Origin of the sequence: Paenibacillus lignilyticus (genome assembly GCF_017942085.1) — a bacterium.
GTDB lineage: Bacteria > Bacillota > Bacilli > Paenibacillales > Paenibacillaceae > Paenibacillus_Z > Paenibacillus_Z lignilyticus.
On the sequence record NZ_JAGKSP010000004.1, the window covers coordinates 345,031 to 365,638 of the forward strand.

Consider the following 20,608-nt stretch of genomic DNA (forward strand, 5'->3'; position numbering starts at 1 on the left):
GCAAAATGGTTCGTGTACCTATTCTTACTGCGGCAGGTGAGTGCTATTGGCGACGATTAAAGATATTGCAAGGATGGCCGGCGTGTCGACGACTACCGTTTCCAGAGCGCTGAACGGATATGATGACGTTAGCCAAGATACCAAACGGAGAATTCAAGAAATTGCCGAGGAGCTGGATTATTCCCCGAATGCGGTAGCGAGAAGCTTGGTATCGAGCAAGACGCGCACGATTGGCGTTATTTTCTCGGGACTCAAATATACGGGGGGAAAAGATAATCTTGCCTTCGAGATTTTATGCGGGATCAATGATCGGGCCAATGAGATGAATTACGATATCTTGTTGTTCAGTACCAGTCCTTCCAAACAGCGGATCAAATCCTATTACAACTTATGCAAGGAACGAAATGTAGACGGAGCGATCATATTCGGCTTAAAGGTGGACGATCCGTACTTGGAGGAAGTCATTAAGAAGTCTAATTTTCCGTGCGTCCTAATCGATATCCCGTTCTCCAACGAAATACTGGGGAATGTCACGACCGACAATATCGAAGGAGTTCGATTGGCCATTCATCATTTGATGGAGTGGGGCCATACGAATATCGCGATGATCAACGGCTATGCCGAAGCACATGTCAGCGAGCAGCGGTTAAGGGGCTTTAAGAAGGCGCTCTTCGAACGCGAATTGCCCTTTCATGCCTCGAAAATCTTCGACGGGCAGTTCTCCGAAGAAGGCGGGGAACAAGCGATGATGCGCATTTTGGATGAACATCCGGGTGTTACGGCCGTATTTTGCTCCAGCGATTTAATGGCGCTTGGCGCGATGAGAGCGCTTGAGAAGAGAGGGAGAAAGGTCCCCGATTCCGTATCCGTAGTCGGATATGACGACATCATTCTCTCCTCGTACTGTTCGCCGAAGCTGACTACCGTTCATCAGAACAAATACGAGATGGGCTGGGCATCGGCAAAGCTGCTGATCGAGATGCTTGAAGGAACGGATATTGACCACAATGTGGTGCTCAAGAATGAATTGATCATACGGGAGAGCACTAAGCGATTACTGTAATTCGGCTGTATTCATCGTGCACGGGATGATCCTAAACGTTTAAGTAGCGATTCGATAAATACTCAAGTGGAGGTTGGTATGCGATGAGACTTAGCGCCGAGGAATTGGAAAGCGGCAAGTTATCCCCGGAAACGTTAGAGCTTGCGATTCAACTGATCAAAGTCAACGGGTACGTGTTATTCGAGGAAGTATTGCCAAGAGCTCAAGTGGATGAGCTGTTCAACAGCTACGCAGCCATACTGGATCCTTACTTCGAGGAGCATCGCGAAGAGATTCTGAATCCGAAAAATGGATTTAATGACGGTACGAATCACGTTCGTCTTTATTTGCCGTTTGAGAAGCCTTTCTGCGACGAGGCGATTATTGCGAACCCGTTCGTGACCGCAATCGTGGATCGGATCTTGGGCGAGGATTGCTTAATGACCTATTTTGCAACGAATACCTCCATGCCCGGCGGTAAGAAATCACAGCCCGTTCATGCGGATACTTCCTCGCGCTACGGGGACAAATATGAAGCGAATCTGCCGATTGCGAACCTGATTGTCAATTATCCGCTTGTGGATGTGGACGAGAATAACGGTCCGATGGAGATATGGCCGGGCGGGACGCATCTGCATCCGGATAACTGGTATGCGCCTAATGCATTCAACAAATCCAAGCTCGCGGAGCATATGCATGGCATTAAGATGCTCATGCCGGCAGGCTCTATCTTAATTCGCGATGACCGCGTATGGCACCGCGGCACGCCGAACAAGTCGAACAAGCACAGACCGAATATCGCCCTCATTTACTCGGAGAACAGGCAGCGAGAAGGCACGATCCAAATTCCGCAGGAAACGTACGATCAGCTGCCGGTGAAAGCACAGCGGTTGCTGCGAAATGAGAAGATTGGCTTCCCTGTTGCGGCGCCGAAGCATTAGACGTGAATGAGCAAAAACCGCATTGCACCCTGAGAAGAGGGTTGCAATGCGGTTTTTGGTGTGTGCTGTGTGGCGTTCCGCGGTACGAGTTAAGATTCGTATCTATTCTTGAAATCAGTAAGCACTTCATCAATAATTCGTTTTGCGACGGTGGCAAATACAGGGTTGGTGTCCTTGTAATACGGCAATGCGAACAAGCCCATCGACAATGCATAGCCGCGGCCTCGAGCCCAGGTTGCGTCATCCGGCTGCAGCACAGCACGGAATCTAGGCCGCGTTGCATCGGTGAGGATACTCCAAGCAAACAGCATGTCGCATGCGGGATCGCCGAGGCCCATACAGCCAAAGTCGATCACGGCGCTAATGCAGCCATTCTCTATGAGTACGTTCCCTGCGTGAATGTCACCGTGAATCCAGACACCAGCTCCTTCCCAATCGGGTACTCCAAGAGCTTCTTCCCAAGCTGTGAGCGCCGCTTGTTGATCAATTATGCCTTCCAGCTCAGCGATTGCCTTGCGAACACCGCTATCTCTCGGTGCCAGCGACATACCTCGCGAGGATGACGGAGGTATGACCTCGCTGCCAAGGTCGATACGCTGCATGGCGCCGACGAACTGCGCGATATCAGCTGCAGCTTGACCCAAATCGTCAATTCTCCCGACAATGGCATCCGCTCCCTTAAACCATCGATAGACAGCCCACTGCCAGGGATAACCTTCGGCAGGGACCCCAATAGCGAGCGGGGCAGGAATGGGAAGCGGCAGATGTGGAGCAAGTTTTGGCAGCCAATACTGCTCCAATTCAGCTTGACCAGTTGCCCAATCAATGCGAGGCATTCGAACGGCTAAATCCTCGCCAAGCAGATAAATCGCGTTGTCCGTTCCGCTGGACTGTATCCGAGTAAGCGGAAGCTCCGCCCACTCCGGGAATTGCTCCTCGAGTAACCGTCTCACCAGCGAGGCGTCAATCTCAACCTCGTTATTGTGCATTTTGACAGGTTTTGAAGCGGGTTTTAATCGATCTATATTTGTCATAGAACCTCCTGAAAGTGTTGTGCGTTATGGCTGCGGCTTCCAATAGTTGTATGGTTTTCATTGCAATCACGCTCGCTCTCGAATAGAATACAATCATTGTAGGCGTATTTTTTTCTGGAAGCAAGGTTGGATGAGCTAACGAACCGTACGGCGCTTATTTGTCCATTCTACGATTCGTTAGAATCTCGAAGCACCGAAATTCAGCCGAATAACGCCTCTGCGGTTCGTTAGAGTGTCACCGCATGCAAAATGCAAGGTGCCAGTCCTGGAGTAAGCCAACCCGTGATCACGGGTTGGCTTATTTTGTGTGCCTGCGTTTGTTGTCGGCATCCGTACAGTTGTGATAGGATGAGAAACAGACTCTCAGCTCGGAATCGAGCCAATAAGAGTCTTGGATTTGGATAGAAGAATAGGAGATTTGCTTGATTATGACGAACAAGAACAGTCGGAACGTGTTTAGATTAGCGATGCTGCTCGGTATATTCTCGACACTCGGGCCTTTTACGATCGATATGTATTTACCTGCTTTCCCGGAAATTGTGAAGCAATTCGATACGACAGCTTCACTGGTACAACTCAGCTTAACCGCTTGTTTACTCGGACTCGGCATCGGCCAACTGGTCATGGGTTCGCTCAGCGATGTATATGGCAGACGTAATCCCCTGCTGATCGCTATGGCTGCTTATGTTGCCGCTTCGTTAGCTTGCGCAATCTCGCCTACTATCGGATTGTTGATCGCATTCCGGTTCGTGCAAGGGTTCGCCGCAGCGGCTGGCATTGTTATATCCCGTGCGATTGCACGCGACCTGTACAGCGGTCATGAACTTACGAAGTTTTTCTCGATGCTCTTGCTGGTCGGTAATTTAGGTCCGCTCGTGGCACCGGTTTCCGGCAGCGGTGTTCTTTCTTTCACGACGTGGATCGGGGTATTTATTGCACTGGCACTACTGGGAATCTATCTATTAATCATGACTAAATGGGGGCTGCAGGAGACGCTGCCATCTGATCTTCGCAGGCCCAGCAATTTCATGGAGCAGTTGCGGAACTATGGATCGCTCCTGCAAGATCGCCAGTTTCTCGGCTATATGCTTGCACAGGGCATCATGATTGCAGGGGTTTTCGCCTATGTTTCGGGTACGCCATTTATTTATCAAAATATCTATGGGGTCTCGCCGACCGTATTCGCTCTATTATTTGCATCGAACGGCATTAGCTTAATCATGGGATCCCAGCTGGTTGGACGGATGTCGCATCGCGTATCCGAACAGGCCTTTCTGTTATTCGGCCTTGGGCTTGCCTTACTGGCAAGCGTCACCGTCTTAATTGTCGGCATCGTCCATGGACCGCTCGTCGCGCTGGTAATTCCGCTGTTTATCTTCGTAGCGGCTATTGGCATCACATCAACGGCAGCATTCCCGCTTGCGATGGAGAGCCAGGGGCATATGGCGGGCAGTGCGGCTGCGCTGCTTGGCGTTGTTCCCTTCTTACTTGGAGCAGTTGTCTCCCCGCTTGTCGGTATTGCAGGAGAAGACACCGCCGTTCCGCTAGGCGTCATTATATTATTGACGAGCCTCACCGCGTTGCTGGCTTATTACTTTCTGGTAAGAAGGAGCCCGCGTACAGCAGCTCACGTTAGCAGCATGGGGGTAAACGGAAGTGAACAGCTTTGCGAGTAGCTGGCTAAGCTGAGTAGTTTGCTGCTGGTGTATACATTATTTTGCAATTTTTACTCGAATTTCAGGGATTTAGTCTTGTTTGACATCCATATTTTAGTATAATAGACAGACAAACATTCGTGTTTACTAAACCTCTTATTTATTAAGAGGTTTTTTATTATGTTTGCGAGATTATACATCGATGAACAAGAAGGGGCATCCTAGATGAAAACCGTCAAAACAAAGATTATGATTGCCATTATTATGTGCTCGGTTGTCGCAGTACTAGTTGTTGGATTAATAGGAATCAATACAGCCAATCAAATGCTGAAGCATTCCTCCGACGAGGCGGCCAAGCTGAACGTCGATTCCAATGCGAAGAGCTTGAATCTTACGATTGAGGCGATCGAGCAGTCGGTGAACGGACTTGCTGTCTCGGCCATCTCGATGCTGGATGATGTACAGAAATTTAAGACAGACGCTGGTTACGTGAAGGATCTTCAAGAGAAAATTAGACCCTTGGCCGAACAATTCTCGCAAAATACCGAAGGCGCCATGGCGTTCTATATCCGGTTCAATCCGGATTTCACCGCTCCTACATCGGGACTGTTCCATGCGGATTCGGACGGCGATGGCAAGATCGAACAATTGACGCCTACGGATTTCAGTCAGTATGATCCGACTGATCTCGCTCATGTGGGATGGTATTATATCCCGGTGAACGCTGGCAAACCGGTGTGGCTTGATCCTTATATGAACGAGAACATCAACGTCAAAATGATCAGCTATGTCGTACCGATCTTCAAAGAAGGCGAGTCCATCGGTATCGTAGGCATGGATATTAACTTTAACTTATTTACAGATATCGTCAGCAGCATCAAGCCTTATGCGAATAGCTATGGCGCGTTGCTTAATGCGAATCTTGATTTCCTCATTCATCCGCAATTGAAGCAAACCGATAATTTGGCGAAGATTCATGCGAATTTAGCGGAACAGATCAAGAAGCAAGAACTTGGAGTCACGACGGTGCAAGAAAACAACGAAGACAAGATGATCTCTTATGCAAAGCTGTCCAACGGGCAAACGCTGCTGATTGATTCTTCGAAAAGCGATATTTATCGTGATGTGTTCACGCTCAGGAAGCGTATTATGATCGTATTAATCGGCGTCGTGCTCCTAGCCGCACTAGTTGCATACTTGATGGGCAGAAGAATTTCGAAGCCGCTGAAGACGCTTATTCTCGATATGAGACGGGTCAAGGAAGGCGACTTCACGATTCGCACATCCATCCTCGGCAAGGACGAAATCGGTGAGATTGGATCGAATTTCAATCGTATGGTGGAAGAGCTGGAGAACCTCACGAGAAACATTCGCACGGTATCCGGTCATATTCATTCTTCGTCTCGTTCTCTTGCTTCCGTAGCGGAGGAGGTAACGGCATCTTCAGAGGAAGTTTCGGCTTCCTTGCACGAGATTGCCCAAGGCAATAAGATGCAATCGTATTCGATTGAGAAGAGCTCCGAAATATCCGCGAATCTATCGAATAAATTTAAGCAGCTATATGACAATACGCATGTCATTCTTCAAGTCGTGGACGGCATGCAGGTCAGCAACGAGAACGGAATGTCGCTCATGCATGATCTGAATGCGATCAATCAAGATAACGGATCGGCGATTAACAATATCGAGCGGGAAATTTTCAATCTAAATGACAAAACGCAAAACATCAGCACGATCATCGAGCAGCTCACCCATATCGCGACTCAGACCAATTTGCTGGCGCTGAATGCATCCATTGAATCATCGAGAGCGGGAGAAGCCGGGAAAGGTTTCGCTGTCGTGGCGAGCGAGATTAGGAAGCTGGCGGAGCAGTCGCGGAAATCGACGGAAGACATTAGCGAAATCATCCTGAATGTGCAGTCGGATGCCAACCATACGGTCGGTGCCATGAAGCAAGTGAAGGAGAGATCGCTGGAGCAATCCGAGGCCGTTCACCAGCTAAGCCAGGCATTCGGAATGCTGTCGGGCACGATCAACCAAATTACCGATATCCTTCAAACGAACGGCGCGTTCATCACCGAAGTATCCGGAGATTCCAATCAATTAGCCGGCGAGGTTCATGAGATGTCGTCCATCTCCGAAGAGAGCGCGGCATCCTCCGAGCAGGTATCGGAAACGATGGCAGAGCAGGTGAAGGGCTTCGGGAAAGTCGTGGAAGAGGCGGATGCGCTCAATGCATTGTGTGTGACGTTGAATGATCTCGTAAAGAGATTTCACGTGAACGAATCGTCTAAAGTTTAACTTTTGTTGTCAATTGCAGCTTAATAAGCTATAGTGAGGATAATTTCATATTGAAAGTACGGGTGCTGGATGGAGTCTGGCTGAGATAGGGAACGTTATTTCCCTGACCGTTAATCTGAACCAGGTAATGCTGGCGTAGAGAACGTATCGAATTCAAACCATTCGTATATTCTCGGATGGTTTTTTTCTGTTGTTCGTGCCTGCTTTCCTACGGAAAGGAGAAGATAGGTATTGGAAGATTCCTTTATTTCACGTGTGCAGCAACAGGTAGAGGAACGACAGGATGAACTGTTTGCGCTGCTGGCGGAATTGATCGCTTTCCCGACCGTCAGCCCGCCTGCGCGAAACACGTTAAAGGCACAGCAGTTCTTGGCGGAATATCTCCGAACGAATGGTTTCGAGACGGAGTTGTGGGAGGTTTATCCCGGCGATCCTAACGTGACTGCGATCAAATACGGCACGCAGCGGGAGACGCATCAAAGTCTGCTGCTGAACGGTCATATGGACGTAGCCGAGGTTGGAGATAGCAGCGAGTGGGAAGAGACTCCTTTTCGGCTAACCCTGAAAGAGGGTAGAGCCTACGGCAGGGGAACAGCGGATATGAAAGGCGGGCTGGCCGCGCTGCTATTCGCCGTGAAACTGCTAACCGAGGCGGGCGTAGAGCTAAGAGGCGATCTGCTGTTCCATTCGGTTATCGGAGAAGAGGCCGGTGAAGCGGGGACGCGCGCTTGCATGGAACGCGGTTATAAGGCGGATTTCGCCGTTGTGGCGGATACAAGCGGAATGGCAATACAAGGACAAGGCGGGGTCATCACCGGCTGGGTGACGATTCAAAGTCCGGTTACCTATCACGATGGCATGCGAGCGCGAATGATCCATGCCGGCGGCGGCATTCAAGGGGCCAGCGCGATCGAGAAGATGGCCAAACTGATTACAGGGCTTCAGGAGCTGGAGCGCTACTGGGCAGTGACCAAATCTTACCCCGGTTTTCCGGCCGGTTCGAATACGATCAATCCCGCAGTTATTGAAGGGGGTCGCCACGCGGCCTTTATTGCAGATAAATGCGCGTTGTGGATCACGGTGCATTTCTATCCCGATGAGGATTATGAAACGGTTGCTGCCGAGATCGAGGAGCATTTGCTCGCCATTGCGCAAGCCGATCCTTGGCTGCGGAACAATCCGCCTGTTTTCCGATGGGGAGGGAGGTCGATGATCGAGGAGCGCGGCGAAGTCTTTCCTTCTCTGAAGCTGGACAGGGAGAGCGAGGGGCTGAAGGCATTGTCCGCCAACCACCAGCAAATGCTAGGTGCCGAACCGCAGTTGGGCATGAGTCCATCCGTAACGGATGCAGGCTGGCTGGGGCGGGCAGGCATACCGACGGTCATCTACGGTCCCGGCGAGCTTGAGCATGCGCATGCCGTTAATGAAAGCACAGATATGAAGGAACTGGTGGATTATGTCAAAGTCATGATCGGCTTCATTGCGGATTGGTGTAATCGGAGAAAGCCGAGCCATGAAGGATAGAACCTGCAAGAGGATGGAGGAATACCAGTGAGTCGATTTAGTGATAGGCTGTACCATTCAGCGCATGAAATTTGGGCCAAGAGCCATCAGCATCCTTTTCTGACGGAATTGCGGGAGGGGACGCTTGATCCGCGGCGGTTCATCTATTATTTGAAGCAAGATTATGTCTATCTGATCGATTACGCCAAGCTGTTCGCGTTCGGCAGCATGAAGGCCGGAGATATGGAAACGATGGTAAAGTTCGCAGAATTGCTTCATTCCACGCTGCATGTCGAGATGGCGCTCCACCGAGGTTACGCGGAGCGATTCGGCGTGACGAGAGAAGAGCTGGAGCAGACGCATCCTGCGCCTACTACGGTTGCGTACACCAAATATTTGCTGGATGTCGCTCAACAGGGATCGCTCGCAGAAGTCGTAGCGGCGCTGCTCCCCTGCATGTGGAGTTACCAGGAGATCGGGGCAACGTTCATGAAGATTCCGGGGGCGTTGGAGCATCCGCTGTATCGGGAGTGGATCTTGATGTACGGCTCCGAGGAGTTCGAGGCACTGACGAATTGGTGCATTGGTTTAATGGATCGTTTGGCAGAAGGCCTTCCTGAACGAGAGCTTGCGCAGCTGGAGGAGCGTTTCCTCATGGCTTCCAAGCTTGAATATCTGTTCTGGGATATGGCCTATCGGCAAGAGGAGTGGCCGGTTTGAGCACAACAGTAGAAGCAGGAAAACAGCAAGCCGCGTTATCGGTACGCGGGCTTAGCTTCTCTTTTCCGCAAGAATCACCCTTGTTCGAAGCTTTGAGCTTCGATATTAAACATGGCGAGTTTGTCAGCATTCTGGCAGCAAGCGGGATCGGCAAAACAACCCTATTCCGGCTGTTGTCCGGTCTGCTTGTTCCTACAGCGGGCACGATTGCGATAGGTGAAGCGGGCAACTCCGCGAGAGATGCAACGAAGCTGGGGAAGATCGGCTATATGCCGCAAAAGGACTGCCTTCTCTCATGGAGATCCGTGCTGGATAATGCCGCAATTGGCTTGGAGCTGCGCGGAGCGTCCAAGCGGGAAGCCCGTCGCCAAGTGTTGGAGCTGCTGCCGGGTCTGGGGCTTGAAGGAACGGAAAGCAAATATCCGCATGAGCTATCCGGCGGCATGCGCCAGCGCGTATCGTTTCTGCGTTCCCTTCTGGGCGGTGGAGAGCTGTTTCTGCTGGATGAACCGTTCAGCGCTTTGGATGCGATGACGCGGATCAGCATGCAAGAGTGGCTGCTGCAAGTATGGGAGCAGCATCGCAAGACGATTCTGTTCATCACGCACGATGTTGACGAGGCGCTGCTCCTATCTGATCGGGTACTTGTCGCTGCGCAATCGCCCATTACGACTCTTCGTGAGCTGAACGTAAATCTGCCTCGCCCCCGCAGCTATGAGGCGGCGCTGGATGAGACGTTCATCGGCTTGAAGCGACAGCTGCTGGATTGGATCGGTTTTGGAGCCGGCGGCTCGAATGGAGGAGGCCGGTCATGAAACGACGTTTAATCGCTAATGTACCTGTCCTTCTGTTCGTGCTGCTGCTGGCTGTGTTATGGGAAGTCGGAACCAGGGTTATGAACATCCCGCATTACATCATTCCGAGGCTATCCGATGTGTTTGTCTCCATGTGGGAGAATAAACAGCTGCTTGGGAAACATTTTGGCGTCACCCTGGGAGAATCCCTGCTCGGATTAGGAATTTCGGTGCTGTTCGGAACGCTGGCTGCCGCTTGGATTGAAAGCTCCGGCTTAGCGAAGAAGACGGTTTACCCGCTTATTGTCGGTTCCCAGACGATTCCGATCATCGCTTTATCGCCGATTATGGTGATGTGGTTCGGCTATGAGATCTGGAGCAAGATTGCCGTGGTCGTGCTGTTCACCTTCTTCCCGCTTGCTGTGAATACGGCGGATGGGCTTCGCTCGGCAGATCCCGATATCGGGGAGCTGATGCGAACGATGGGGGCACGCAAACGCGATCTTCTTACGAAATGGAAGATTCCGTCTGCACTTCCGGGATTCTTCACGGGGCTGAAGATGGCAGCCGCGATCAGTGTCGGTGGCGCTACGCTTGGGGAATGGCTCGGAGGCGAGAACGGCCTCGGGATGTACACGAAGCGGGCATCCAATATGCTGCGCGGTGAAGCGGTGTTCTCAGGCGTGATTTTGCTGTCGGTTATGGGGATCATCTTGTTCCTCGCGGTTCAATGGTTAGAGCGCGCATGCCTTGGTCATCGCAGAAGTTAAGGTTAAAGGAGAAATGACAGTGAATCTACGTAAATGGTCGACAAGCACATGGAAAACGACAGCTCTTGCACTGGTCTTGCTGGTGGTTGCAGGCTGCGGGTCCAATAAGCAAGCTAACGGGGAGACGGAAATTACGGTACTGCTCGATTGGTATCCGAATGCGGTGCATACATTCCTGTATGCGGCGCAAGAGCAGGGATATTTTAAAGACGCAGGCTTGAAAGTGAATCTGCAAACGCCGGCGGACACCAACGATGCGCTGAAGCTGGTGGCGACCGGGAAAGCGGATCTAGCACTGAGCTATCAAATGCAGGTGGCGATTTCACGTTCCGAAGGGATTCCGATTGTGTCTGTCGGCGCAATCGTTCGTCATCCGCTTAATCAACTGCTTGTTCTGGATTCAGAAGGCATTAACAGTCCCAAGGATCTGGTCGGCAAAAAAATCGGTTACCCTTCGATTCCCCTCGATGAAGCGATTGTCAATACGATGGTGAAATCGGACGGAGGCGACCCATCGAAGCTGTCGTATACCGACGTTGGCTGGGATCTGATCCCGGCGATGACGACGAAGAAGGTTGATGCCATCATTGGCGGTTATGTGAATCATGAGAAGCTGTTATTGGAGAAAGAAGGCGAGAAGCTGACGGCCTTCGATCCTTCTAAATACGGCGTGCCGGATTACTACGAGCTGGTACTTACGGCAAGCGAAGAAGGGCTGAACAATAAGAGCGCCGCGATTAAGAAGTTTATAGAGGCCGCTGCCAAAGGGCAGGCGTATACGGCGAGCCATCCGGATGAGTCGCTGCAGCTGTTGCTGGATGAACAGAGCGAGGAGTTTCCGCTGGACGCTGCGGTTGAGAAGCAAAGCTTAGCGATCTTGCTGCCGCTGATGGATGCGGGCACAGAACCGTTTGCCAGTCAGTCTGAGCAATCCTGGAACGACGTGATTACTTGGCTGACAGAGCAGGGTCAGATCTCGAAGAACGTGAAGGCAGCAGAAGCATTCCGCAATTTGTAGGCGAGGAGGGTCGGACAGGTGAATGAACGATATTCCAGGCAGATGCTGTTTGCGCCTATCGGGGAAGCCGGTCAGCAGAAGCTGAAGGAAAGCGCGGTCTTAATTGTTGGCATGGGCGCGCTGGGCACCGTGCTGGCTAACCATATGGTAAGAGCCGGCGTGGGCTTGGTGCGGTTTGTGGACCGCGATTATGTGGAGCAGAGCAACTTGCAGCGGCAAATGTTATTTGATGAGGAAGATGTCCGGCAAGGATATCCCAAGGTTATAGCGGCAGAGAAGAAATTGCGCAAAATCAACTCCGATGTCCGGCTCGAAGCGATCGTGGCCGATGTCACCGTTCATAATATGGAATCCCTCCTGGTGGGAATCGATTTGGTGCTCGATGGGACGGATAATTTTCAAACGAGATTTCTGCTCAATGATGCATGCTTCAAGAAAGGCATTCCGTTTACGTATGGAGGTGCGGTCAGCTCGCGGGGGATGAGCGCGATTCTGGTTCCGGGGAGCACGCCTTGCCTGCGCTGCTTCATTCAATCCGCCGATGCCAGCGGGCAAACCTGCGATACGATCGGCGTCATTGCGCCTGTCGTCGATATTGTCGCTTCCTATCAAGCCGTCGAAGCGATGAAGGTTCTCGTCGGCGCGCATGACAAACGCAGAAACAGCCTGGTGACCTTCGATCTGTGGGCGAATCACTATTACGATATGAAGCTTGGCGAGCCGCGAAACAACTGCCCATGCTGCCAGTTAAAGCAATATCCCGCTCTGGATCGGGCGGAACAAGACTCGGCGATCTCCTTGTGCGGACGAGAAACGGTGCAAATGGCCGGGAATGGCCCAATCGATTTGGAGATATGGCGAGCGCGGCTAGAGCCTGCAGTGGTGCAGGTGAGCGTGAATGCTTATTTGCTTCGGGCGGAGCTGCCGGAGGGAGAGAGACTGGTGCTTTTCCCGGATGGACGTGTATTTGTGCAGGGAACGGATGATTTGGTTCGCGCCAAGATTTTGTATGCCCGCTATATCGGAGCTTAATAGGGAGGGAATAGTAGAATGAAAGAGTTTCGTTTATATGCGATTACTGGCGAGCAGTTCCACCCGGGCAGGGACATGATCGAAGTCATGGAGGAAGCGATTCTCGGCGGCGTGGATATCATTCAGCTGCGGGATAAAACAAGCGGTAAACCGGAGCTGCTGCAGAAAGCGAAGGCGCTTAGGGAGCTGACTCGGAAGCATGGCGTTACGTTTATCGTGAACGACCACATCGACGTTGCGATGGAGGTCGACGCGGATGGCATTCATCTGGGTCAAGATGATGTGCCGCTGCACGAAGCAAGACGGATCGTTGGCGACAAAATCATCGGCATCTCGACGCACAAGCTAGAAGAAGCGTTGCAGGCAGAACGAGACGGAGCGGATTATATCGGCGTCGGTCCCGTCTTCGCTACGAAGACCAAAGTCGATGTCGTTGATCCGGTAGGCGTATCGTATGTACGCGATGTCGCTGCCAACATCCGCATTCCTTTTGTCGCAATTGGCGGCATTAAACTTGGCAACGTAGATGAAGTACTGGCTGCCGGAGCTACGCGTATCTGCGTGGTTAGCGGAATCGTAGGGAGCAGCGATGTGCGCGGGACTTGCGAAGCGTTCCTCGGGAAGCTGAATAAATAGGGGTGAGCGTATGGTGCTTGTAATTAACGGACAGAAACAGGAGCTGGAAGTTCGGACGATCCAAGATGTCATTGCCCATTACGGGTTAGCCGGCAAGCCGATCGTGGTTGAGGCGGACGGGGCTGTTCTTACGGCCGCGCAATGGGAGACCGCAACCGTTCGTCCGGACATGCGAATCGAGCTAGTACATTTTGTCGGAGGAGGTTGACGGATCGAATGAAGCAGGATGTGTTCAAGATTGGCGGCCGTGAATTATCTTCTCGTTTCTTTATCGGTACAGGACTTTTTCCTAATCCCTATGTGCAAATGGAAGCGATCAAAGCTTCGGGTGCCGAGGTGCTGACCTTTGCCATTCGCCGCATTAACTTAGAATCAACGGAGGACGATTCCATCCTTCAGCATTTGCAGGATGGCGAATATATCTATCTTCCTAATACGTCCGGTGCGAGGACGGCGGATGAAGCGGTTCGTATTGCCCGATTGGCCCGTGCTTCCGGCCTAAGCGACTGGATTAAAGTCGAAATTAGCGCGAACGAGCGCACGCTGCTGCCGGATCCGATCGAAACCTTGAAAGCGACCGAGATTCTCGTCAAGGAAGGGTTTACGGTGCTTCCTTATATCACGGATGATCCGATTATGTGCAAAAGACTTGAAGAAGCGGGCGCAGCGGCCGTTATGCCGGGTGCAGCGCCGATCGGAACCGGACTTGGCATACTGAATCCCTATCATCTAAGCCTGATCGTTGAAGATGCGCAAGTGCCGATCATCGTGGATGCCGGCCTTGGTTCGGTGAGCGATGTCACGCAAGCGATGGAGCTAGGGGTATCGGCTGTACTGATGAACACGCCTGTTGCCAAAGCGAGAAATCCCGTCGGCATGGCGCAAGCGATGAGAATGGGCATCGAAGCAGGCCGCCTTGCTTATCTATCGGGCAGAATTGAGAAGAAGCGGTATGCGTCGGCGAGCAGCGGGTTGGATGCGTATAAATTGAAATAAGCGAGCCGGAACGAGTGAGAGCTTGGGAGAGTTGGGTTGGAAATGAAAGAGAGCATTGTGGTCATGGGAGGCGGCGTCATCGGGTTATCCTGCGCACTGGAGCTGCAGCAGCGGGGACATCAGGTCACGGTTCTGGAAATCAATCGCTGCGGAGGTCAGGCATCCGGCGCTGCTGCCGGCATGCTGGCGCCATATTCCGAGAATGTGGAAGGCTCCGATGCTTTTTTTCGGTTTTGCTTAGAAAGTCTGCAGCTGTATCCCGAATGGCAAGCAGGCGTGAAGGAGATTTCCGGGCAGACCTTCGAATACACGAACTCCGGCAGTCTCTATATTGCTTATCATGATGCGGATTTGCTGGCACTGGAAGGCAGATTGCTGTGGCAGAGTCAGTACGGTTCTTCCGGCAGTATAGTCGAGGGTGATGCGCTGCTTCGCCTGGAGCCCCATCTGTCGACGAATGTAAGGGCTGCGCTGCATACGCCGGAGGAGAGCCATCTCTATGCCCCTCATTATGTCAAAGCATTGGAGCAAGCTTGCCGCGTGTTAGGGGTATGTATCCATGAGAATCTCCAGCGGGTCAGCGTTGATGAGTGGGAGAGCGAGATACGCATCCAATCAGCAGATGGACGCTATTTCAATGGCGATCGCTTACTGGTTTGCTCAGGAGTATGGGCGCAAGAGCTGTCAGATACATTCGGCATCCAAATTCCCGTATATCCGATTCGCGGACAAATTTGTGCGTATGAAGTAGAAGCAAAGCCGGTCCGGCACATGGTCTTCGGCAATCAGGGGTATCTGGTGGCAAAAGAAAACGGGACCGTCGTGTGCGGTGCTTCCGAGGATGTTGCCGGCTTCGATACTACCGTAACGGCCAAGGGAATCGAGCGGCTTACAAGATGGAACAAGAAGGTTTTCCCTTTTCTCGGCGAGCGGGAGCCGTTTCATCGCTGGGCCGGATTGCGCCCTTCCACGCAGGATGGATTCCCGCTGATCGGTGCAATCGACAGCACGGACCGCGTCGTGTTTGCGGTCGGGCATTACCGCAACGGCATTCTGCTCAGTCCGGCAACCGCCAAGCTGGCTGCGGACTGGGTCGAAGGGAAGCGGGAAGCGGCGGGAGATTATGACGCTTTCTTACCGGGGCGGTTTTCCTAAACGGAATAGAGCAATCATTAGTCAGTACGTTTACTTATTTGATCGATCGTATGAGGCAAGACTTTCACATTCAGTTGTGGAGTCTTGCCTTTTTGCTTTTGCTGGGATATTGCGAGCCTAACGTTCGAATCCATGTATAAATCCGACTACATTGTTTTTCGTCATATAAACGTTAATGGGGTCATGCTGCTTCGTAGTTTACATACGGTGATCAACTATATGATAAATAGGCTGGTGAAGAAATGGTGCACCGTTATGAAATCGCTCACATTTCTTCATCTCGACTATCCATTAAAAGGAGAGATCGTTAAATGGTAAGGTTTAACAAGGTCATCAAGTTATTCTGTATACTTACTCTGTTTGCATCATTACTAAGTATACATCCAGTGGCAGCCGGTGCATCGTCTCTAAATACTTACTATGTGGATTCAGTTAACGGAAATGACAGCAATAGCGGATTGAGTCAAGGTCAGGCCTGGAAAACGTTAGACAAGGTAAACGGCACGGATTTTGTGCCGGGAGATCAGATTTTGTTCAAAGCAGGCGGCAGTTGGAATGGTCACTTGACCATAGATGACTCCGGTTATGGTGCAAACCGCATTACATTCGACAAATATGGTGAAGGTCCGAAACCGATTATTGCGGGAGGCGGCGTTCCGAAAACGATCTTTTTACATAATGCGGAATACGTGACGATCCGAAATCTGGAAATTACGAATGATGCGCCTGAAAATGATCACCGTTACGGAATTTTTGTGTCAAACGATACAGGCCGAACATTAAGGAGTTTGCACTTTGAGAGTTTGGATATTCACAATGTGAAAGGTAATTATGCAGGCAGCTTACGTTTTTGGTCGGCCGCGATAGGCTTCAATGCGTATAAAAGCAATTCCTCTTATGATGACTTCCTTATCGCGGACAGCCATATCTACGACAATGAAAGCCATGGCATTCAAAGCGACGGAGATGCGGCTGTCAAAGAGAGTACGTTCTATACAAACGTAGTGATCAGAAATAACTTCTTCGAAAGAAACGGAAATGGAGACATCGTTGTCGGCCTTTGCGACTCTCCTTTGATCGAATACAATACTTCCTACGATCAGGGCGGCGGCTTCGAAGGGTACGGATATACCGTTTCGATGTGGGAATGGCTCAGCAAGAACGCGGTTTTCCAAAATAACGAAGTCGCCTACACGAATCATGACCCGTTGCAAGATAACGACGACGGGGATTCGCAGGCTTTCGACGCCGACATCGCGACGGTTGACAGAGTTACGTTCCAGTACAATTACAGCCATGACAACGCGGGCGGTTTTCTGCTGGTGATGGGCAATTCCCAGGAGAACTACAAAGGTGCGACCGTGAGATACAACGTGAGCTTCAACGACCATAAAACCAACGTCAACGAAAATACGACCTTATCGATCAATCACGCGGGTTCGGAAGGATCGTACATTTACAATAACGTATTCTACAACAACATCGAAGATGAAGGAATCCATATCAAGTCGCTCGCTACTGAAACGGCTAAAATTTATTACCAGAACAATATTTTCTATGCGAACGCAGCTTCGACCTATCCATCGGCTTCCGATTCCAATAACGTTTTTGACTATAACGGCTACTTTGGAACGGGAAATATTGCGCCGGTTGAAGACTTGCACGCCGTAACCGCGGATCCGAAATTTGCCGACCCTATTCCGGCGGTTCCTACGGATGGCATGGAAGGCGCCGACGTATTCAAGTTGAGCTCGGATTCTCCGTATATCAACGCGGGAACAGTCATTGCGGATAACGGCGGCAGAGATTTCTGGGGCAATGCGCTCTATAATGGCGCTCCGGATATTGGGGCACATGAGTATGGCAGTCCCAAAGCGGAAGCGGTGACCGTAACTCTCAAACCGCTGATTATTCCTGATGCGGTAGATCCGGCTATTCACGCCGGAAGATGGTCCGTGAAAGCCGTTTCCACAGGCACGGCTTCGAATAACGAAATGAAGCAAACCCTTTCAGGTGTACAACCAAATCAGGAGTACAAGGCACAGGTTTGGGTGAAAGGCACGGGCGGGTATACGTTATCGGTCGGAGACGGAAATACCGTTATCGATCAAATAGCCTTTGAAGCTTCAAGCGAATGGACGCAAGTCCAGCTGCCCGTTAATAGCGGAAATTCCGCGACGCTGGTTTATGCGCTGACGGAGACAGGAGGAGCGGCTGGAACAGCGTACTTCGACGATGCGTTTCTGGGCGTCGCCGACGGTCCGAATTTGCTCGAAAACAACAGTTTTGAATACGGCGTAAGGCCCTGGACAATAGGCAATGTGTTCTCTCTGTACCATACTATTGCACCTATAGATCCTGATGATCCGACGCCGGAACCGGAGCCTGAACTGCCGACAACGGCGGAACAAGTGAATGATGATTTCGATAGCACCGATTTAAACGCAAGGTGGAAGTGGATTTCAGAAGATCCGTTAAAATGGAGCCTGTCCTCGAATCCGGGAAAAATGAATATCGCGAGCAGCGGAGGAGATGTCGATTCTACTAAAAACGTCTTGCTCCAATGGGCGCCTAAAGGCGATTTTACGATCGAGACCAAAATATCCGCAATCCCCACGGCGGATTGGGAACAGACCGGTCTATTGGTTTATATCGATGGCGCAAACCACATTAAACTCAACCGGGTACATGACGGCGAACTGAAATTCCAGTTTGGGTATAAGCAAGACGGCGTATGGAACAGCAGTACGTACACGAATATCAACGATTCCGACGATGATAACCCCGACTATTACCTGAAGCTGGAGAAGAGAGGCGCAACCTATACGGGGTACTACTCGCAAGACGGTACTGATTATACCAAAATAGGAAGCTATACCGTTTACTTCACCGGTAATAAACGGATCGGTCTGTATAACTGCAATGGAACGAACGTCATTGCCGATTTCGATTATTTCCGTATGACAAGCTTGGATACCAATGCAGGCGAACCGACAGCGCCGCCGACAACACCGCCGACGGTACCTAACGAAGCTCACAGCGGCGATTACGCGATCAAAGTCGACAAAAACTCGGCTGGAAGTGCCTGGAAGTCTATGGGATACAATGATATAGCGGTTACGCCGAATACCGCTTTGCAATTCAAGGCATGGGTGAAAGGAAGCGGGAAAGTTAAATTCGCATACACTGCAGATTGGGCTAAGTTTTATGAGTATGACCTGACCGCGACCGACGAATGGAAAGAAGTAATCATCGACTTTAATCCCGGAACGGATACTGTTATTAATGTCAGTATCAAAACGACGGATGCATCCAGTACGATGTTCATCGATGATGTCTTCTTGGGAACATCCGGCGGGGAGAACCTCATCAAGAACGCCAGCTTTGAAGATGGGTCGGGTCCTTGGTGGGGCGTGGAAGCTCCTTTCTCCCTCGTTGAAGTCATCGATGCAAACAGCAAACCTGAATTTTATCCGTTGAGGGACAAATCGATTCGTGAAAACAGCCCGCTGGTGTTCACGATTCATGCAACGGATAAGAATGAAAATCCATTGACTTACAGTGTGGAGAATCTGCCAGCAGGCGCTCAATTCAATGCTTCATCCCGTAAATTCAGCTGGACGCCTACGTATTCGCAAGCAGGCGTATACACGGTTACGTTTAACGTGACCGATGGAACAAGCACCGTTTCTGAAGATGTACAAATCAGCGTGCTTGACGGACCAACGCCGCCAACGATACCGTCAACGACACCGCCAACGACACCGTCCCCGCACCCCGGGACCGTGAAGATTGCAGCCATCCCCGACGGTAACGGCAAAGCTGTCGTCGAGGTGAAGGCAAACGAGATTCAGGCAGCTCTGCTTGATTCAAAAGAATCCATTGTAGAAATTATCGTTGAAGGAGCAGCATCGGCTAAAGAAGTAACCGTTAATCTGTCCGGCGATGCAGTTCAAACCGCTCTTGTCAATAAGATTAAGCAGTTCAATATCAATACCGGACTTGCCGTGATTTCGATACCGACGGAACTGTTGAAGAAGCAAGACGGAGCTTCCGGAAATGTGCAGCTTTCCGTTACGAATGTCGATTCCTCGGCACTATCGGGTGAAGCGAAAGAAGCGGTTGGAAGCCATCCGGTCTACGACTTCAACCTCAGCATCGACGGGAAGAAAATTAGCCAATTCGGGGATCAAGCCGTAACAGTGAAGCTGAACTACAAGTTGAAGTCCGGAGAAGACTCCCATCAAATCATCATTTATTACCTGAATGATAACGGCAAGCCGGAAATCGTAAAAAGCGGCAAATTCGATTCCGCAACCGGTCAAGTCACGTTCAGTACGAAGCATTTCAGCAAATTTGCAATTGCCTTTAACGAAGTCAGCTTTAACGACATTGCCAACGTAGCCTGGGCGCAAGACAGCATCGAAGCATTGGCGGCAAGAGGCATTATTAATGGCGTTGGGGGAGACAGCTTTAAACCCAACGATCAGCTGACAAGAGCAGCATTTATTACGATGCTGATGAATGCCTTTGATTTGATCGACAGTAACGCCAAAACTTCGCTAAGCGATGTGAAGAAGGATACATGGTATTCCAGTGCAATCGCATCGGCACAACAACTCGGTATTGTTCAAGGAAAAACGGACGGTACGTTTGGCGTTAATGATAAGATTTCGAGGCAGGACATGGCCGTCATGCTTTATAACGTCGGATTACTGGTAAAGGCAAGCTTTAACGGGAACGGAGAAGCAGCTTCCTTCCGCGATCAATCCGAAATCGCGGCATACGCCGTAAATGCGGTAGCGGCGATTCAACAAGCCAAGATCATCAACGGTGTAGGCAATGGGAATTTCGCACCGCGGGATGTGGCAACAAGAGCGCAAGCAGCCGTTGTCATTTGGAACATGTTTGCTAGAACGAAGTAACGTCACTGCAGAAACGATAATAGAATACTCATTCATTCAAGAGATGGCTCTTGTACTCAAAGAGCCGTCTCCTGAAAGGAGGAATT

16 protein-coding genes and 1 riboswitch are annotated in these 20,608 nt (G+C 50.9%); of the genes, 15 read left to right on the plus strand and 1 reads right to left on the minus strand.

All coding sequences use genetic code 11. From position 1 onward, the window contains the following. Positions 1 to 46: 46 nt before the first annotated feature. Positions 47 to 1,063, plus strand: a complete 1,017-nt coding sequence (locus I8J30_RS13590; RefSeq protein ID WP_210655129.1) for a LacI family DNA-binding transcriptional regulator — start codon at positions 47 to 49, stop codon at positions 1,061 to 1,063. Between the two features lie 83 nt (positions 1,064 to 1,146). Next, a complete protein-coding gene (locus I8J30_RS13595) occupies positions 1,147 to 1,983 on the plus strand; it encodes a phytanoyl-CoA dioxygenase family protein (protein ID WP_210655127.1) in 837 nt (278 codons plus the stop codon). Between the two features lie 89 nt (positions 1,984 to 2,072). Here I8J30_RS13595 and I8J30_RS13600 read toward each other — a convergent pair whose 3' ends face one another. Next, positions 2,073 to 3,017, minus strand: a complete 945-nt coding sequence (locus I8J30_RS13600; protein ID WP_210655125.1) for an aminoglycoside phosphotransferase family protein — start codon at positions 3,015 to 3,017, stop codon at positions 2,073 to 2,075. Between the two features lie 428 nt (positions 3,018 to 3,445). Between I8J30_RS13600 and I8J30_RS13605 the strand changes: the two genes are divergently transcribed. The 13 genes from I8J30_RS13605 (at position 3,446) to I8J30_RS13665 (ending at position 20,522) form a co-directional block, all read left to right on the plus strand. Beyond that, complete coding sequence (locus I8J30_RS13605) at positions 3,446 to 4,693, plus strand: Bcr/CflA family efflux MFS transporter (RefSeq protein WP_210655123.1); 1,248 nt, start codon at positions 3,446 to 3,448, stop codon at positions 4,691 to 4,693. A gap of 204 nt (positions 4,694 to 4,897) precedes the next feature. After that, positions 4,898 to 6,973 carry a methyl-accepting chemotaxis protein gene (locus I8J30_RS13610; protein WP_210655121.1) on the plus strand — a complete coding sequence of 692 codons (2,076 nt, stop codon included), beginning with the start codon at positions 4,898 to 4,900 and terminating at the stop codon, positions 6,971 to 6,973. A 48-nt stretch (positions 6,974 to 7,021) separates the two neighbouring features. Then, positions 7,022 to 7,132, plus strand: a riboswitch (TPP riboswitch). A gap of 72 nt (positions 7,133 to 7,204) precedes the next feature. Beyond that, the gene (locus tag I8J30_RS13615) at positions 7,205 to 8,497 is read left to right on the plus strand and encodes an acetylornithine deacetylase (RefSeq protein WP_210655119.1); all 1,293 of its coding nucleotides are present in this window, start codon (positions 7,205 to 7,207) and stop codon (positions 8,495 to 8,497) included. A gap of 21 nt (positions 8,498 to 8,518) precedes the next feature. After that, positions 8,519 to 9,196, plus strand: coding sequence for a thiaminase II (gene tenA / locus I8J30_RS13620; protein WP_210656033.1), 678 nt, complete (start codon positions 8,519 to 8,521; stop codon positions 9,194 to 9,196). Beyond that, entirely contained in the window at positions 9,193 to 10,011 is an 819-nt protein-coding gene (locus tag I8J30_RS13625) for an ABC transporter ATP-binding protein (RefSeq protein WP_240547744.1), read from the plus strand. Before tenA ends, I8J30_RS13625 begins: the two co-directional genes overlap by 4 nt. Beyond that, positions 10,008 to 10,760 carry an ABC transporter permease gene (locus I8J30_RS13630; RefSeq protein ID WP_210655115.1) on the plus strand — a complete coding sequence of 251 codons (753 nt, stop codon included), beginning with the start codon at positions 10,008 to 10,010 and terminating at the stop codon, positions 10,758 to 10,760. The genes I8J30_RS13625 and I8J30_RS13630 overlap by 4 nt, the downstream gene beginning before the upstream one ends. A 13-nt stretch (positions 10,761 to 10,773) precedes the next feature. Continuing rightward, positions 10,774 to 11,778, plus strand: a complete 1,005-nt coding sequence (locus I8J30_RS13635; RefSeq protein WP_210655113.1) for an ABC transporter substrate-binding protein — start codon at positions 10,774 to 10,776, stop codon at positions 11,776 to 11,778. Between the two features lie 18 nt (positions 11,779 to 11,796). Next, the gene (locus I8J30_RS13640; protein ID WP_338044776.1) at positions 11,797 to 12,810 is read left to right on the plus strand and encodes a ThiF family adenylyltransferase; all 1,014 of its coding nucleotides are present in this window, start codon (positions 11,797 to 11,799) and stop codon (positions 12,808 to 12,810) included. An 18-nt stretch (positions 12,811 to 12,828) separates the two neighbouring features. Beyond that, positions 12,829 to 13,446, plus strand: a complete 618-nt coding sequence (gene thiE / locus I8J30_RS13645; protein WP_210655112.1) for a thiamine phosphate synthase — start codon at positions 12,829 to 12,831, stop codon at positions 13,444 to 13,446. A gap of 10 nt (positions 13,447 to 13,456) precedes the next feature. After that, complete coding sequence (gene thiS / locus I8J30_RS13650; protein ID WP_210655110.1) at positions 13,457 to 13,654, plus strand: sulfur carrier protein ThiS; 198 nt, start codon at positions 13,457 to 13,459, stop codon at positions 13,652 to 13,654. An 8-nt stretch (positions 13,655 to 13,662) separates the two neighbouring features. Then, positions 13,663 to 14,442, plus strand: coding sequence for a thiazole synthase (locus I8J30_RS13655; RefSeq protein ID WP_210655108.1), 780 nt, complete (start codon positions 13,663 to 13,665; stop codon positions 14,440 to 14,442). 42 nt (positions 14,443 to 14,484) lie between these two features. Further along, the gene (gene thiO / locus I8J30_RS13660) at positions 14,485 to 15,597 is read left to right on the plus strand and encodes a glycine oxidase ThiO (protein ID WP_210655106.1); all 1,113 of its coding nucleotides are present in this window, start codon (positions 14,485 to 14,487) and stop codon (positions 15,595 to 15,597) included. 458 nt (positions 15,598 to 16,055) lie between these two features. Further along, a complete protein-coding gene (locus I8J30_RS13665) occupies positions 16,056 to 20,522 on the plus strand; it encodes an S-layer homology domain-containing protein (protein ID WP_210655104.1) in 4,467 nt (1,488 codons plus the stop codon). The last annotated feature ends 86 nt before the right edge of the window (positions 20,523 to 20,608 follow it).

Coding starts and splice junctions, on each gene's coding strand:
- I8J30_RS13595 (WP_210655127.1), top strand. CDS start 1,147: ATGAGACTTAGCGCCGAGGAATTGGAAAGCGGCAAGTTATCCCCGGAA.
- I8J30_RS13600 (WP_210655125.1), bottom strand. CDS start 3,017: ATGACAAATATAGATCGATTAAAACCCGCTTCAAAACCTGTCAAAATG.
- I8J30_RS13605 (WP_210655123.1), top strand. CDS start 3,446: ATGACGAACAAGAACAGTCGGAACGTGTTTAGATTAGCGATGCTGCTC.
- I8J30_RS13610 (WP_210655121.1), top strand. CDS start 4,898: ATGAAAACCGTCAAAACAAAGATTATGATTGCCATTATTATGTGCTCG.
- I8J30_RS13630 (WP_210655115.1), top strand. CDS start 10,008: ATGAAACGACGTTTAATCGCTAATGTACCTGTCCTTCTGTTCGTGCTG.
- I8J30_RS13635 (WP_210655113.1), top strand. CDS start 10,774: ATGACAGTGAATCTACGTAAATGGTCGACAAGCACATGGAAAACGACA.
- thiE (WP_210655112.1), top strand. CDS start 12,829: ATGAAAGAGTTTCGTTTATATGCGATTACTGGCGAGCAGTTCCACCCG.
- thiS (WP_210655110.1), top strand. CDS start 13,457: ATGGTGCTTGTAATTAACGGACAGAAACAGGAGCTGGAAGTTCGGACG.
- I8J30_RS13655 (WP_210655108.1), top strand. CDS start 13,663: ATGAAGCAGGATGTGTTCAAGATTGGCGGCCGTGAATTATCTTCTCGT.
- thiO (WP_210655106.1), top strand. CDS start 14,485: ATGAAAGAGAGCATTGTGGTCATGGGAGGCGGCGTCATCGGGTTATCC.